The sequence below is a fragment of the Gelidibacter pelagius genome (assembly GCF_017581925.1).
GTDB lineage: Bacteria > Bacteroidota > Bacteroidia > Flavobacteriales > Flavobacteriaceae > Gelidibacter > Gelidibacter pelagius.
The window spans coordinates 1-15,899 of record NZ_JAGEVG010000013.1; the positions used below are offsets into that span (position 1 = coordinate 1).

Sequence of the window (15,899 nt, forward strand, 5' to 3'; positions counted from 1 at the left end):
TGGGTTGAGTAGGTCAACGGATCAGAGGATGTGCCCGTAATGGTAGCGCCACAATTGTCCGTGGTTGTAGGAGCTGTTGCGGTGGCGGTACATTCTCCGGTGACATCGTCAAGAGTTGGAGTAACAGGAGGCAAATTATCCTCAACTGTCACAATAGCACTACAAGTAGAACTATCACTACTATCAGTAACCGTAACGTTTACAGGTGTACCAATGTTGGAGCAATCAAAAGTATCAATGTCCAATGAAAAATTAGTACCAGTATTATTAGAGTCTAAATCTTCTGGCGAAATAGTGGTGTTACCTGAAGAATCTAAATAGATGGTGATGTCATTACATAAAGCTTCAGGTGTTAATTTATGTGAACGAAATCCCTCATTCTTTCTCTCAAAACTCCGCTCCAAATCCTCATCAATCAACGTCTTAATAAAAGACCGCTCAAATTGATATAAAGCGTTATGGGTATCTAATATTGAAGTGTTCTCGGCCTTAGTATGGAATGAAGCCCCGGTGATAAGTGTTAGCAAAACCAATTGCAGAACATAGCGGTAATTTTTTTTCATAATCATCAAATAATGTTAACACAAAAATCCATTCCAAGTGTTTTATCAGAGGAATAGAGAAACGGAAAAACCAAGTTCACCGCTCAGCGAGGGATGTACAAACATAAGTCGATGCTAGTATCGAAAGAAAAAAAATCGTTGAAATGCTATTATAAACTACAAGTGAATAGATACCTGTTAAACAGTTGTTAATATAGATGTAATCAATTGAGAGTTAGACGGCTGAATTTTGGAATTAAAGGAGATGTCGGTTGGCGGTTTGTATCATGTACGGTTGTTGGTCGATCAATTTCATTGGGTTCTTAGCGTGCATTCTTGCGTCCTTTACGGTTAACCTCAGGAATGATGGTCCAAAGTTCAAAATGTCATTCAGAGTTCAGAGTCTATTTCCCGCCTTCGCTTTGTTCTGATCGGGCAGGTCCGTTTTTGTTTCGTTGTGGTTGGACAGCATCGCCCTTGCTCAGATACGGACTGTAAAGCTAGATTATATTTCAATATTGGGTGTTCAGCTTTCGATATTCGATATTTAAGGATGCTCCATAGATACTCCATAGATACTCCATGGATAGTGTATGGATAGTGTATGGATAGTGTATGCGCTGTGCTAAGGTAAAGTTCAGGTCCGAACTTTGGTGTCCCGCCTTTGCTTCCGTCTTCGCTTTGCTTTGATCGGGCAGGCGAGCGGGCAGGCAAGTTCCGAGTTCAAGATTCAAGGTTCAAGATGGAATGTTCAACTTTTAAAATTCAAGTTTTTCAACTTCCCATCATCTCCGTGAATCTCCGCGCTTTCTCTGTGAAACAGTTTTCAGTCAGCAGTCCGCAGTCTTCAGTCGGCAGTCCGAGTTTCCCGCCTTCGCTTCGCTGCGGACGGGCAGGCAAGTTCCGAGTTCAAGATTCAATGTTCAAAACTTAAAATTCAGGCCTTTCCATTTCTTGCATGAGACCGTCATTCAGGCGGGCAAGTTCAATTTCCTGCCCGACTCCGTCATTTAGGAGGGCAACTTCAACTTCCCATCATCTCCGTGAATCTCCGTGCCTTCTCTGTGAAACTCTGTGGAACAGTCTTCAGTCTTCAGTCTTCAGTCTTCAGTCTTCAGTCTTCAGTCTTCAGTCCTTCCGTCCTCGGTCAACCTCTCTATTTTAATATCAAAAACTCACAACGTCTATTGATCGAATGCTCTTCTTCAGTACAGTTATCGCCGCAGTCCACAAGAGGGAAATGTTCACCGTAACCTTTTGAGCGCAAGCGTTTTCTATCAATGCCGTTATCCACCAAATATTCAAGTGTGGCCGCGGCTCTATTATGTGATAGGTGAAGGTTGAACAAATCAGACGATCGATTATCGGTATGCGCTCCCAATTGGATTTCCATACGCGGGTATTTATTCAGGAGATGAACCAATACATCCAAAATACGTTCTGCCTCTGGTTTGATCTCGTATTTGCCGAAATCAAAATAGATATTTTCCAATTCAATATAAATATAGCCGTCATCCTTGGTCACTACAATGTCTTCGGCATCGTCATAAGATTCAATGGAGAGCTCAATGTTAAAGGTGATGTTGCCATCGTCATTGGTAGTAAACCGCTCGGTGGTCGGGATGTAAAAATCGCGATGTGCCTCAATGGAGTAGTCTTTATTTGGTTCGGTGTTGAACACATATTGGGCATCTTCACCCACTACCATTTGGTCGATCAGAATGTCGTTTTCATCATATAAAGTAACGGTGGTGCCCGGAAGCAGATTCTGCGAAATTTTATCTTGCACATTACCTTCCACTGTAAATTGACGCTCGTTTACCTTCCGTGTAAAGGCATATAAATTGTCATAACCTATTCGGTTGGAGGAGAAATAGCCCGTATCGTCTTTTTCATTGACGATATAGCCAAAATCGTCCATTTCTGAATTGATCGTTTCGCCAAGATTCAGTGGTTTGGAATACATATTATCGTAAACTCTACTCACAAAAAGATCCAATCCGCCCATGCCCTGATGGCCATCCGACGCAAAGTAAAGTGTACCTTCTTCACCCACAAACGGAAACTGTTCTCTTTGGGCAGTGTTGATGGTTTTACCTAAATTGACGGGTTCACTGTAGCTTTCGTCCACATAACCTTCATAAGTATCGGTAATATCCACATAAAAAATATCGAAAGAGCCCAAGGTCCCTGGCATATCACTTGAAAAATAGAGGCGTGTGTTTTCGGGGTTGAGTACCGGATGTAGGGTAGAGTAGAGGTCACTGCTAAACGGGAGTTCGGTAATATGGGTCCATTTTCCATTTAACAATTCTGCTTTATACAATTTGACCGTGGCAACCAGTTCTTCGCCAATAAGCACACGGTTTTCATTGGTTCTTGAAAAGTACATGGTTTTGCCGTCTTTGGTAAACGTGGCGTTGCTTTCGTGGGTTTTAGTGTTGATATCTTCGGAAAATGGCTGGATATTGACCAGTTTCTTTTCCTTGGTCACTTCGGCCTGGTACAAATCTAAATAGGGTTGGTTGTTCCAGCTGAAGATAGGGTTTTCACGATTCCTATATGATGAAAAGACGATCTTATCACCAAAATAAGCAATGCCGAAATCGCCAGTCCGCGAACTTTGGGTCATGATTTGGATCTCGTAATTATACGGCACCAATCGGTTGAGGTTGGTGATGAATTTTTCGGTGTCAACGGCAAATCCGAGGTATTCACCCATAATTTCATCGGCTTTCGCATAATCTTTAACACCCTTTAACGCTTGGGCGTATCTGAAATAGACCTCTGGTTTTAAGCTGTCCTTAAAATGCGTGAACAGTCCGGTATAGGGTGTTCGTGCCAATTTCATTTCGGAATTATAGTAATAGGAATCGGCCAGGTTTTGAAGCACTTCCTGACTCTGGCCAAGGGTTTGGTACATTTTTGCTGCATCTGCATACGATTTTTGCGCAAAAAGTTGGTTGGCCCTTTTGATGCTCGGTCGTTGCGCATGGACAGTCCATGAGGCAGCAAGGAAACAGAGAAGTAGGCAAACGTTTTTCATAGCTATTGTTTTAGAAAAATCTTGGCGATTTATCATATCCTTTCGGGGTTCCTAATCTATTGATATCAAATAAAATCATAATTTCGTGCGATCCTGAATTGAATTTCCCCAAATTGGATAGGGTATAATCATAGGCATAGCCAATCCGAAGTGAGGGCGTCACCCTGAAATTCACCAGTCCGGTTATCGCATCATCAAGTCGATACCCTGCACCAACTTCAAACACATTGTTGAACAGTACGTTTGCGGTGAGATCAACAGATAATGGCGCTCCGGAAACCGCCTTGGTCATAAATGCAGGTTTTAACTTTAAGTTCTCATTCATTTCAAACACATAACCGCCGGTCAGAAAAAAGTGCATCTCCTCAACGCCGTTGGCTACAATGCCACTATTGTTTTCAAGATGTTTTGAGTTCAATAAGTTGGGTGCTGAAAATCCGACGTAATAATTGTCTCCAAATAAATAGGCCCCTGCGCCAATATTCGGGAATGTCTTGCTCAGATTATTGGCAAATGCTGGATCCGGCAACACATCAGAATAAATAAATCCATCAAAATTGGTATTGAAAAAAGTGGCGCCGGCTTTGACTCCCAAAGATAGTTTGGTGGAGTTGCCCAGCGATAAGATATAGGCGAAATCGGCATAGACATTGGTTTCATTGACCACATCGCCAATTTGATCGTTGATGACCGAAAGTCCTACCTGAATTTTTTCCTGTAAGGGGACGTGGACAAAAAAGGAACCCGTAGTTGGTCCGCCCACCGAGCCCACCCATTGTGCACGGTATAGAGCACCCAGATTAATGTCGTTTCCTTCGGTGGCATAGGCGGGATTGATGACACTCATATTATACATGTATTGTGTATACTGAGGATCTTGTTGCGCCATACTGAACAGTCCTGCCATAAGGAGGAAACCGAGAAGCGTATATTTTAAATGTTTAATTATCATAGATACCTTTATTCAGATTACCTGCTAAGGTAGACTCTACCTTGTATCGTTTTATTGTTAGTGTCTTTGAGTTCCAAGATATAAAAATAGACCCCTACCGGTAATAACCCACTGCCAACTTCGCGACCTTGGTTGGATCTGCCGTCCCAATTTGGGGTGTTGATATCACCTTTATAAAGGATGTTGCCGTAACGGTTATAAATCTGCAATTGAAAATTAGGATAGAGTTCCCTCAGATTTTTAATCAGGAAATCGTCATTAATGTTATCGCCATTTGGACTAAAGCCATCGGGGATGATGATTTCTAAGGGTTCGCAAGTATCAATGCTGATAGTTACTGCCAATCGAATGCCAGTGGTACAGCCATTCGTGCTGCTATTGGCAGCATAATAGGTGTTGCCATCTACTAATGGTGTGTCCTCAGGGTATGGCGTGCCATTTTCCAAAGCATCAAACCAGGTGATATGATCTGGGTTGGTCAGATTGCTCGTTAAGTCGGCAATCGTTGGCGCATCGTCGATACAAAAAGCATCGCCATCAGTAATCAACTCTGGGGTTGGCGCTTGTTCTACATTAAAATCTACCGTTGGAAGTGTGCCGGATGCGGTACCGCAATTGGTGACAGGATCCAACAGATTTAAAATGGTGAATGTTGTCGTTCCGATGTTCGTCAGTTGCGATGCAGGTATATTAATTACTGTGCTGCCGCTGGAGATGGTCACGTTGATGGTTTGCTCAGTAATATTGGCCCCTGAAAGCGAATAGTTAAGACTATAATTTCCATCCGCCAATTGACTTGCTCCAGATAGGTTGATATCTATGGCGTCATCCAAGCAAATGGTATCTGCACTTAATGTGAGTCCACTAATATCTGGTTCCGGTATGATGGCAACAACTACGGTTGCTGAATCCGTACCACAAGCGGTAGTTACGGAATAGGTATAGGTTCCGGCATTATCTTGCGTAGGGTCAAAGAGTCCGTTGCCACTTGCCAAGGTAGGAGACCATGTGCCTCCAAGGTCTGGGGTGCCACCAAGACGATCAAAAAGATCTTGTGGGGCATCGTTGGTACAGATAGCCAATCTGCCTCCGGACCCTGCTTCAGGTAATGGATCGATGGAAACGGTAACGGTGGAAGAGGCAGCACCACAAGGTGATAGTCCAGAAACCGTATAGGTATAAACTCCCGCTGCATCGATTGATGGATCGAATACCCCCGTCCCACTTGTTAATGCAGGTGTCCAAGTACCACCCGATTCTGGAGTGCCACCTAAACTCGTAAATAAATCTTCAGGAGCACTTTCAACACATACTAATAAAGCACCATCAGTTCCAGGATCTGCCTCAGGATTGATGCTCACTTCCACTGTTGCAGAAGCTTCTCCACAAGGTGCTATGCCTTGAACGGTATAGGTGTAAATTCCAGCAGTATCTTGCGATGGATCAAAAATACCAGTGCCACTTGCCAATGCGGGTGACCAAACACCTCCAGTTTTTGGCGTGCCACCTAAGCTATCAAAAAGATCTTGTGGAGCGTCAGTGCTACATAATGTCAGACTGCTGCTGGTACCAGCATCCGATAGTTCGCTGATAGTGACGGTGACCGTTGCTGTCGCATCGCCACAAGGCGAAATTCCAACAATGGTATAGGTATAAACGCCTTCGGCATCTACGGACGGATCAAAAACACCCGTGCCACTTGCCAATGCAGGCGACCAAGTGCCACCCGATTGCGGATTGCCGCCCAAACTGTTAAATAAATCTTCTGGAGTGCTATCAATACAAAACGTGGCGTTGCCGTCGGTTCCAGGTTCGACTCCCGGATTGACAGTCACTTCAACCGTTGCAGAAGCTTGGCCACAAGGCGCTAGGCCCTGAACGGTATAGGTATAAATGCCAGGAGCATCTTGCGATGGATCAAAAACACCTGTTCCACTAGCTAAAGCCGGCGACCAAACGCCTCCAGTATCAGGCGTACCGCCCAAACTATTAAAAAGATCCTGTGCGGCATCATGGCTGCATAAAATCAGACTGCTACTGGTGCCAGGGTTGGCCAATGGATTGACTGTTACGGTAACTGTTGCGGTGGCATCTCCACAAGGTGAAATCCCGGCAATGGTATAGGTATAGACTCCAGCAGCATCTACGGACGGATCAAAAACACCCGTACCGCTTGCCAATGCAGGCGACCAGGTTCCGCCAGTTTGTGGCGTGCCACCCAAACTGTTAAATAAATCTTCAGGAGCACTATCCACACAAACGGTTAAGTTGCCATTGATTCCAGGTTCTGACCCCGGATTGACGGTCACATTAACGGTCGCAGAAGCATCGCCACAAGGCGCTATGCCCTGAACGGTATAGGTATAAATGCCAGAAGCATCTATGGACGGATCAAAAACACCCGTGCCACTTGCCAATGCAGGCGACCAAGTGCCTCCTGTTTCAGGAGTGCCACCCAAGCTTTCGAAAAGATCCTGTGTAGCATCATGGCTACATAAGATCAAACTGGTGCTGGAGCCAGCATCTGCTATCGGATTGACAGTTACGGTGACGTTTGCTGTGGCAATCCCACATGGAGAATTTCCAGAAACACTATAAGTATAAACGCCCTCAACATCTACGGAAGGATCAAAAATGCCCGTGCCGCTAGCCAATGCCGGCGACCAGGTGCCACCAGATTGTGGGGAGCCACCTAAGCTGTCAAATAAATTTGTTGGCGTACTATCAAAACAAAGCTCTAAGTTGCCGTCGGTTCCAGGTTCTGCCTCAGGATTGACGGTCACATTGACCGTGGCCGAACCCGCACCACATGGGGCAGGGCCTTGAAGGGTATAGGTGTAAATTCCTGCAGTATCTACCGACGGATCAAAGACGCCCGTGCCACTTGTCAGGGCAGGCGTCCAAACGCCTCCAGTTTCGGGAGTGCCACCCAAGCTTTCAAAAAGATCTGCTGACGCATCATTGCTACATAAAATCAAACTTCCATTGGTGCCAGGATCAGGTGCTGGAATGGTGGTCACAGTAACCGTTGCCGTGGCAATTCCACAAGGTGAAATTCCAGAAACACTATAGGTATAAGTACCGTCGGTGTCTACTGACGGATTAAAAACGCCCGTACCGCTAGCCAATGCTGGCGACCAAGTCCCTCCAGATTGTGGGGAGCCACCGAGGCTGTTAAATAAATTTGTTGGACCGCTGTCAAAGCAAAGCGTTAAATTTCCGTTGGTTCCAGGATCAGCTTCAGGGTTGACGATCACTTCCACCGTTGCAGAAACATCACCACATGGTGGAACACCCTGAACTGTATAGGTATAAATTCCCGCGGCATCTAAGGTTGGATCAAAAACGCCAGTGCCACTTGTCAAAGCAGGCGACCACATGCCTCCGGGTTCTGGAGTGCCTCCCAAGCTTTGGAAAAGATCTTGTGCAGTACTATTGCTACATAAGGTCAATGAACCATTGGTACCAGGATCGGGACTTGCAACAATTATGATACTCACTGTTGCGGTGTTGGTAGGGCAATGCTCAGAACTGACTTCGTAAGTAAAGATGTATGGACTTCCAGCCGGCGTCATCGATGTCACATTGACCGTGCCTGTATTTCCGTTGGAGGTTGGCAGTGGTCCTGACCAGGTACCATTTGTATCTGGGCCACCTAAAAGCCCGTCAAATAAATTAATCGATCCGGTACTGACCAAGCCTGATTCGCAGATTTCTATTTCGCCGTTCCCACCAGGATTGTTGGGTTGAACGATTTCAACCGTCACTTCCAAGCGCTCCGTACTTTCACATGGCGGGTCAAAGGTGGTTGCGAAATAGCTTTGACCATTTACTAAAGGTGTTGACAACGCTAAAGGAGACCGAGATGAAAGTGTACTGTACCAATTATTGGTGCCGCTCGCTACTAAGTCGGCAACTGTTGGTTGACTGTCCGCACAAAAAATCTGAAGGGCATCACCCGTAGGAACGGGTACAAGACCAACATTAACAAAAACAGAGAGGCGCGAGGTACGACAACCGGTATTGGGATTGGACTGATCGACATAATAAATGGTACTATCCACTAAAATCGTTGTAGGATCCAAAGGGCTGCCTCCAGACTCCACATTATACCATTGTAAATCATTTCCAACCGCATATAAATCGGCTATAGTAGCTTCTTCAGGATGGTCAACACAAACACCCTGAAAGCCTAATCCAAAAGGTACGCCGAAAATTTCGACAGTTACACTTTGGCGTGTGCCACAGGTACCCGAATTGTCATCTGCAAAATATACATTTCCATTGGCAAGGCCCACCGTACTTGAAAGTGGGGTGGTAGAGGTTGCAGTAGAATACCACTTGATACCGCCACCATTATCGGTGGCCACGAGGTCTGCTATCTTCGGAACATCAATATCACAAAAGCTTTGGACCGGATCGGTAACCGTAGGACATTGGCCAAAGGAATTTATGCTAACCCCCATGAAAAGTATGATAGCAGCAAAAAATTTAGTATAGAGTTTAGCTTTTGTAATTTTTTTCATAAATATAAAAGGCGATTCAATCGATCAAAACCGTTTCTTTAAATTAGTTGGCTTCCCGTATGTTGGCATCTGAATCATATTGTAAGATATAAATACCTTCATTGCTAAATCCTCCTAATATATTCTTTTCATAATTGAATTTCAGCTGCGTATATTCCGTAATGTCATTTACAGCAGAATTTTCAAAGCTTTGCTTTTGGATAAGCCGTAACAAGCTGTCAAATGTAATATCAAATCCTAACATAACATTTGCCGAAGGCAGTAAATTATATTTTTTTTGATAAGAACTTAAAAATTGCTTAGAACTTGCAGTTGATTTTTCAGGAATTAGAGATGGAAAAACCATATTTAAGATGCGGTATCTTTTTTCGGATACATGCCCATCATCAGGAATTAACGCCGATTCTAAAACTGCCAATTGTAGGGCATGGCTGGATAGTTCACTCAGAAGGACATTGGTGGTATTTAAGAACACACTCGTTCTCTCACTATCAATAACCACGAAATTGAGTTGGTCTTTTTTAAACTTCCCTATCAATTCAGCTTCACTAAATGATCCATTTTTTTTGATGTTGACAAATTCTGCGTTTGGTGCGTATTCTGAAATAAAGGCTTTACTCTCGCTACGGTGGGCATCATTTAGCACAATAATATGCGCATCTTTTGTCATTATATAATCGAGCATCTTTTTCCGTTGAAGGTTCGCGGATGGTACTGCGCTATATAAATTGTCAGTTGTGTTTTGGAAAGTCATTGTAGATGCTGTGATGACCGGGATCTTGTTGTCTGCGGTAAATGCGGCCACTTCTTCTTCCACGGTGTCATAAAAAGGCAAGATAATAGCGTCATAGTCATTAATCTTGTGCTCTTCGAGCAGAGGCTTTATTTTGGAACTCCGTATGCTGCTTTGCGCTTCTATAACGTCAACATTCAGGGAAAGATACATTTTTCTGATGGAATCAATAGCGATATTGGCGCCCTTATAAAACTCCAAATGAACACGTTTGAAATCGTCAGAAACACTCGTGAAGTTGTCATTGGTGGCTTCATGATTTTGATATTCCTCCTTTGAAAACGGAAGGAAAAATAACAATTGTTTAAGTTGGGATGTGTTTGCGGTCGTTATTAAATTGACAGGAAGTGAAAAGTCCCTTACCAACTCAGGTGTTTCTATAGTTTCTGATGGGGCATGAAGCGGAGTAGCAGCATCAGGCATTTTAATGAAAGTGCCTGCTTGTACGGCTTCTTTTAACTGCGGATTTAAGACAAGGAAATCTGGAATTGTCATGCCCGCCTTTTGAGCCAATGCGTAAAGGGTATCATTGGGTTGGATTTCATAAGGGAGATATCCAGTCTCTGAAGACGTTGAAATGTTCGTTTCGGTTATTGTTTTGATTTTTTCTTTAGGCTGAGTCGTTGTTGCGACAGTTTTTTCAGCTTTTTTCTCAATGGTAGCGATAGGCTCTGCAATTGTAGGAGACGTTTCAACTACTTTGGGCTGTTCCACAGCGACTGTTTCTTTAATTGGAGGAACAGTTTCGGTTGCTTTAGCTTTTTCTTCTGTACTAACGACGGCTTCCTTAACTGGAGCAACGTTTTCTTCTATTTGCTCAACTTTTTCTTTTGTGGTTGTAGGAACAGTTTTGGTAGCTTTAACTTTTTCTTCGTTACTGACAATACTTTTCTTAACTGGCGGAACGGTTTTAGTTTTTTCAACTTTTTCTTTAGTCGTGGCTGCTACCTCTTTGGTTGTGGGAGCATTTTTAGTTGGTTTTGGTTGTTTTTCCTTAGTAGTTACCACGTTTACTTTTTCTACTTTTGGAACAGTTTCCGTCTGATGAGTTTTTTCTTCAATAACTTCCACTGATTTTTTAACTGTTGAAACGGTTTCCGTTTTATCGACTTGGTCTTGGTTGGTGGCTACTGTTTCTGTGATCGTAGGAACGGTTTTCGTTTTTTCCACTTCACTTACTTCCACTGATGGTTTTGTGGTTGAAGGGGCGGTTTTGGTTTCTTTTTGAGAAATCTCCGTCGTTGGCTCGGATATACTTTCTTCAGAGGCCATAGAAACGGTCTGTCCAATTTGGAGTGTCGTTTTAATATGTGGATTTTTTCGCTCCAATGCAGCGATTGTCGTATTGAAACGTAATGATAATCCGAACTTTGTATCGCCGGTTTTTACAACATGGCTGTAAGCGTCGCCAGAATTTAATTGCTCTCTTCCAGGAATCCATAGGTTTTGGCCGACCATCAAGCCGTTGGCCAGGATTCTCGAATTGGCGTTGGTCAATTGATCGACCGTCAGGCCATTGGCATTTGCAATACGAACCAACGTTTCACCTCTTGTAACCAAATGACGTTTTCCATTATGTGAAGGTCCAGATGTTTGTGATGAAGTAGTCGAAGAGACTGATGGCGTGGCAGTGTTACTTGATCGTTTCGGCGCAACATAAGACGTTGCAGGGTATATCTCTAAAACATCGCCAACGTTAAGACCTTGAATAATTTGTGGATTTTGTGATTCGAGTTGGGTAATGGTCAAGCCAAAGCGTTTTGATAAACTATATTTGGTTTCACCTGTTTTGACCGTATAACTTATTGAAGACGTGGTTACTGAAGCTTTAATGGAATCGGCAGCGCTTTCAAGAACTGGAGTTTTAATCTTGCTTTCGGGAATCAGAAGTACTTCATCCACTTTAACGCCATTGATGACATCTGGATTGACTTTCTGAAGATCGTATGGGGTCACGTTATATTTCTTCGCAATGGAAAACAACGTTTCGCCACTGCTCACTGTATGCTTTTTAAGGCTTTCCTGGGCAATACTCGTGTTGAAACATAAGAATAATAGCGTAAAACATTGAAAAAGTCGCTTCATTTTTATTCGCTAATGTTTAAATGGTTAGGTTAAGATCACAATAATTCCGATAAAAATACCAAAAAATCCGTCAAGAGTACTATTCTTGTCTGGAAATATCAATTTTTTATTAACTTTTTTTTAAATGGGGGGAATTATAGTTCCAAATTTTAAATTCAAAGTTCAGGTCTTTCAACTTCAATATTTAAATTTTCTCGTTTCTTGTTTAGTTCATGATTTTGCTTCGTCAAGGTTCAAAATTCAAAATTTTAAGTTCAAGCATTTCAACTTCAACTTCAACTTCAGCTTCGATTTCAATTTCATCATTCAATATTCATTGCGTCCTTCGGGACCAGCTTTGCGTTCTTAGCGGTCAATTTCGGAACTAAGTTTTAACGCACATAGTTTTCCCATTTTTTAAACTTCGATATTCAGAGTTCCCACCTATATTTACATTGGACCGATTATCGTTCTGCGAAATCCGCGACCCGAGCGATAGCGAACTGGCGAAGTGAATCTGCGGGAAACATATTGGAATTTGGAATTTCCTAATTGGTCTCTTTATATTTGAAGCTTTCAACTCCGCGTTTTAAAAAAACAGAAATCACAAAAATTAAAACAATTTTATAATTTGTTACTATCTTCACATTTCTTTTAAATCAATCTATTTTTGCATTATGCTCCGAAACCGAGAGGATATTTTACAAATACTTTCAGATGCCGTTTCTGAAGGAATAATCGTTGTGGATGAACACCAAAACATTGTATCTGCCAATACGTCGGCAAATGCCATGTTTGGATATGATGGCAATGAACTCGTGGGTATGACATTAAGTACGTTAATTCCCTCCGAGTATCATCATAGACATGAAGGACATTTTAAAGAGTTCTATAAGCATAGTGAAAAACGGAGCATGGGTCACGGGCGCAATTTATATGGCCTCACCAAAAGCAATCTTCGTTTTCCGGTTGAGGTGGGTTTGAATCCTTTCACCCTTTACGGTAAACCTTTAGTAATGGCATTGGTTGTGGACATTACCGAACGACGAGCCATTGAAGAAAACCTTAATTTAAGGAGTGAGGCGCTGCAATCTGCCGGAAATGGCATCGTCATTTGTGACGCTTTAAAAAAAGACTATCCAATTATCTATTTTAATCCTGCTTTTCAGGCCTTAACGGGTTATACATCTGAGGAAATTGTGGGAAGTAATTGTCGCTTCTTGCAAGTTGATGATCAAGATCAAGAGGGCTTGGCTACCGTTCGTGCCGCAATAAAAAATGGTAATAGTTGCCAAGTGATCTTAAGGAATTATAAAAAGGATGGCACCCTGTTCTGGAATGAATTGTATATCAACCCGATCAGAGATAAGAGTGGCTTGGTTACGCATTTTATTGGTATTCAGAATGATATTACCCAGCGCAAGAAGGCCGAAGAAGAACGCAATTACCTCACCAAAATATTTGACGATTCACTCAATGAAATCTTTGTTTTTGACGCTGATAGCTTAAAGTTTTTGAATGTCAATTATGGGGCTCAAAAGAATCTGGGCTATAGTCTAGAAACGCTCAAAACGATGACGCCTGTAGATATCAAACCGAACTTTTCGGAAGACGAATTTAAGGCATTGCTGATCTCTTTAATAAACGACAGTGGTGATAAAATGGAGTTTGAAACCGTCCATGAACGTAAAGATGGCACTTTGTATCCTGTTCATGTCACTTTAGAATTATCCATATTGGGAGATCGGGAGGTGTTTATTTCTATTGTCCTGGACATCACAGAGCAAAAAAATTACACCAGAAAATTGGAGGAAACGGTAGAATTGAGGACCAAGCAACTTGAAATGGCGCTTGAAAAAGAAAAGGAGCTCAATGAGTTGAAAACCAAGTTTCTATCCTTGGTTTCCCATGAGTTCAAAACTCCTTTGAGCGGAATTTTGACCTCGTCCATGCTCTTGAGTAAATACACTTTGGAAGAACAGCAGGCCAATCGTGATAAGCATATAAAAATCATTGAAGACAAAGTCAATTACCTGAATACTATTTTGAACGATTTCTTGTCCATTGAACGACTGGAGACCGGAAAAGTAAATTATAAATTCAGTACGTTTAGATTAAGTAAGGTCCTCAACGAAGTGGTCTATAATGCCAACATGTTGTTAAAGGAAGGACAGCAGATAAAATATCCAGACAATATTGATGATATTACGCTGATTCAAGACGAGAAAACCATCGAATTGGCTTTGTCAAATTTGGTGCATAATGCCATTAAATACAGTCCGGAACATTCAGATATAACGATAAAAATCACTCAAAACAGTCAGGACACCATTTTTGAAATATCAGATACGGGTATTGGAATTCCTGAAAAGGATCAAAAAAATATATTTAACCGCTATTTTAGATCAGAAAATGTATTGACCACACAAGGTACAGGCATTGGATTGAATATCGTAAAATCGCATATTGAGAATTTAGGTGGGTCCATAAGTTTTAAAAGTAAAGAACATGTTGGATCAACGTTTATATTAACCATCCCAAATAAATCACAATGATAAAAAAGATACTATTAATAGAAGACGATGCTGTCTTAAGAGATAATACGGCAGAACTGTTGGAACTGTTAAGCTATCAAGTTAATGTGGCATCTAATGGCAAAATAGGTGTGGAAAAAGCAAAAAGTCAACACCCCGATCTTATTGTTTGTGACATTATGATGCCAGAATTGGATGGCTATGGCGTGTTGGAACAGCTGGCACAGGATGATCATACCAAATACATTCCATTTATTTTTTTATCTGCAAAGACTGAACGGCAAGATGTAAGAAAAGGAATGAACTTGGGGGCCGACGATTATATCACCAAGCCTTTTAGTGAGGATGAATTGGTGAGTGCCATTGAAAGTCGATTGGCGAAAGCCGCTATCTTACAGGAGATTAGAGGCAATCGGGCGCAATTTGAGTCAGAAGATAACGCTGAAGAGATTAATACGCTCAACGACTTAAAGAGTTTTTTTGATGCGAATGGTACTATTTATGATTTTCAGAAAGGGGAAGTCATTTACGAAGAAGGTCAAAATTCCAATGCTATATTTTTGATGAAAGAAGGCATTGTAAAATCCCATAAGCTTGATGAACAGGGGAAGGAGCTGACTACCGCTTTGTATAAAGCTTCAGATATATTTGGCTACACGTCATTTCTTCAAAATATTCCGTATCAGGAGACTTCAACCGCTCTTAATGATGCGACAATGGTTGGTATTTCAAAGGAGCAGCTTAAAAAGATTTTAGATAAGAATCCCCATATTACTTATGAACTTATCGAATTGCTCACCGATGACCTTAAGGGAGTTAAAGATCAGTTGTTACAAATGGCCTATAGCTCCGTGCAAAAGAAAACAGCAAGCACCATCTTGAAATTCGCAGAAAAGCTGGATCCCAAACAGGGCGATGCCATAAAAATTTCCCGTAGTGATTTGGCAAGTGTAGCTGGTATTGCTACCGAAACCCTTATTAGAACTATTTCTAATTTTAGGAAAGAAGGTCTGATAGAGATTGAAGGCAGAAATATAAAAATCTTAGATATAAAAAAACTTCAGGAGATTTATTAGTCTGGTTTTGGTTAGCGAGGCTTCGGAAACGGAACAGTGTGTTTTTTGCAGTTAACGCATTCCGCATTGTGAAACAGGATCATAGAATTCAAATTGTTGTCGATTCAATTCTGATGGAATCTGAGATTGAATTGTAAAGTGTTGGTTGCTGAGCCTGTGGAAGCATCTTGTTTTATTAGAACATTAGTGAATCATGAATCCTTTTTCGGGTTTAATTTCTCGAGTCTCTGTCTCGGTTTGTTCTGTTTTTTGGAATTTGGAATTTCACATATGGAACTTGAATACATACCGTTTAAATATCCCCGAGGTAGTTTATTGTATTCTAAAATCGGACAGACATGACCGATATCATTTCTTAGGAGCGTG

The 15,899-nt window shown here is 42.0% G+C and carries 7 protein-coding genes; 2 read left to right on the forward strand and 5 right to left on the reverse strand.

From position 1 onward, the window contains the following. The 5 genes from J4051_RS11700 to J4051_RS11720 form a co-directional block, all read right to left on the reverse strand. A partial coding sequence (locus J4051_RS11700) for a hypothetical protein (RefSeq protein ID WP_208234060.1) occupies window positions 1–563 on the reverse strand: 563 nt, incomplete at its 3' end. Window positions 564–1,698: 1,135 nt separating this feature from the next. After that, window positions 1,699–3,588: an OmpA family protein gene (locus J4051_RS11705; RefSeq protein WP_208234061.1), complete on the reverse strand. Its 1,890-nt coding sequence runs from the start codon at window positions 3,586–3,588 to the stop codon at window positions 1,699–1,701. A 10-nt stretch (window positions 3,589–3,598) separates the two neighbouring features. After that, the gene (locus tag J4051_RS11710; RefSeq protein ID WP_208234062.1) at window positions 3,599–4,540 is read right to left on the reverse strand and encodes a PorP/SprF family type IX secretion system membrane protein; all 942 of its coding nucleotides are present in this window, start codon (window positions 4,538–4,540) and stop codon (window positions 3,599–3,601) included. 17 nt (window positions 4,541–4,557) lie between these two features. After that, complete coding sequence (locus J4051_RS11715) at window positions 4,558–9,066, reverse strand: gliding motility-associated C-terminal domain-containing protein (protein WP_208234063.1); 4,509 nt, start codon at window positions 9,064–9,066, stop codon at window positions 4,558–4,560. Between the two features lie 43 nt (window positions 9,067–9,109). Next, a complete protein-coding gene (locus tag J4051_RS11720; protein ID WP_208234064.1) occupies window positions 9,110–11,944 on the reverse strand; it encodes a muramidase family protein in 2,835 nt (944 codons plus the stop codon). 656 nt (window positions 11,945–12,600) lie between these two features. Between J4051_RS11720 and J4051_RS19050 the strand changes: the two genes are divergently transcribed. Next, window positions 12,601–14,478 (forward strand): PAS domain-containing sensor histidine kinase, encoded by a 1,878-nt coding sequence (locus J4051_RS19050; protein WP_208234065.1) that lies wholly within the window; start codon window positions 12,601–12,603, stop codon window positions 14,476–14,478. Further along, window positions 14,478–15,533 carry a response regulator gene (locus tag J4051_RS11730; RefSeq protein ID WP_208234178.1) on the forward strand — a complete coding sequence of 352 codons (1,056 nt, stop codon included), beginning with the start codon at window positions 14,478–14,480 and terminating at the stop codon, window positions 15,531–15,533. Before J4051_RS19050 ends, J4051_RS11730 begins: the two co-directional genes overlap by 1 nt. The last annotated feature ends 366 nt before the right edge of the window (window positions 15,534–15,899 follow it).

Excerpts from the sequence above, each read along its gene's own strand:
- J4051_RS11705 (WP_208234061.1), bottom strand. The coding sequence starts at position 3,588 with ATGAAAAACGTTTGCCTACTTCTCTGTTTCCTTGCTGCCTCATGGACT.
- J4051_RS11710 (WP_208234062.1), bottom strand. The coding sequence starts at position 4,540 with ATGATAATTAAACATTTAAAATATACGCTTCTCGGTTTCCTCCTTATG.
- J4051_RS11715 (WP_208234063.1), bottom strand. The coding sequence starts at position 9,066 with ATGAAAAAAATTACAAAAGCTAAACTCTATACTAAATTTTTTGCTGCT.
- J4051_RS11720 (WP_208234064.1), bottom strand. The coding sequence starts at position 11,944 with ATGAAGCGACTTTTTCAATGTTTTACGCTATTATTCTTATGTTTCAAC.
- J4051_RS19050 (WP_208234065.1), top strand. The coding sequence starts at position 12,601 with ATGCTCCGAAACCGAGAGGATATTTTACAAATACTTTCAGATGCCGTT.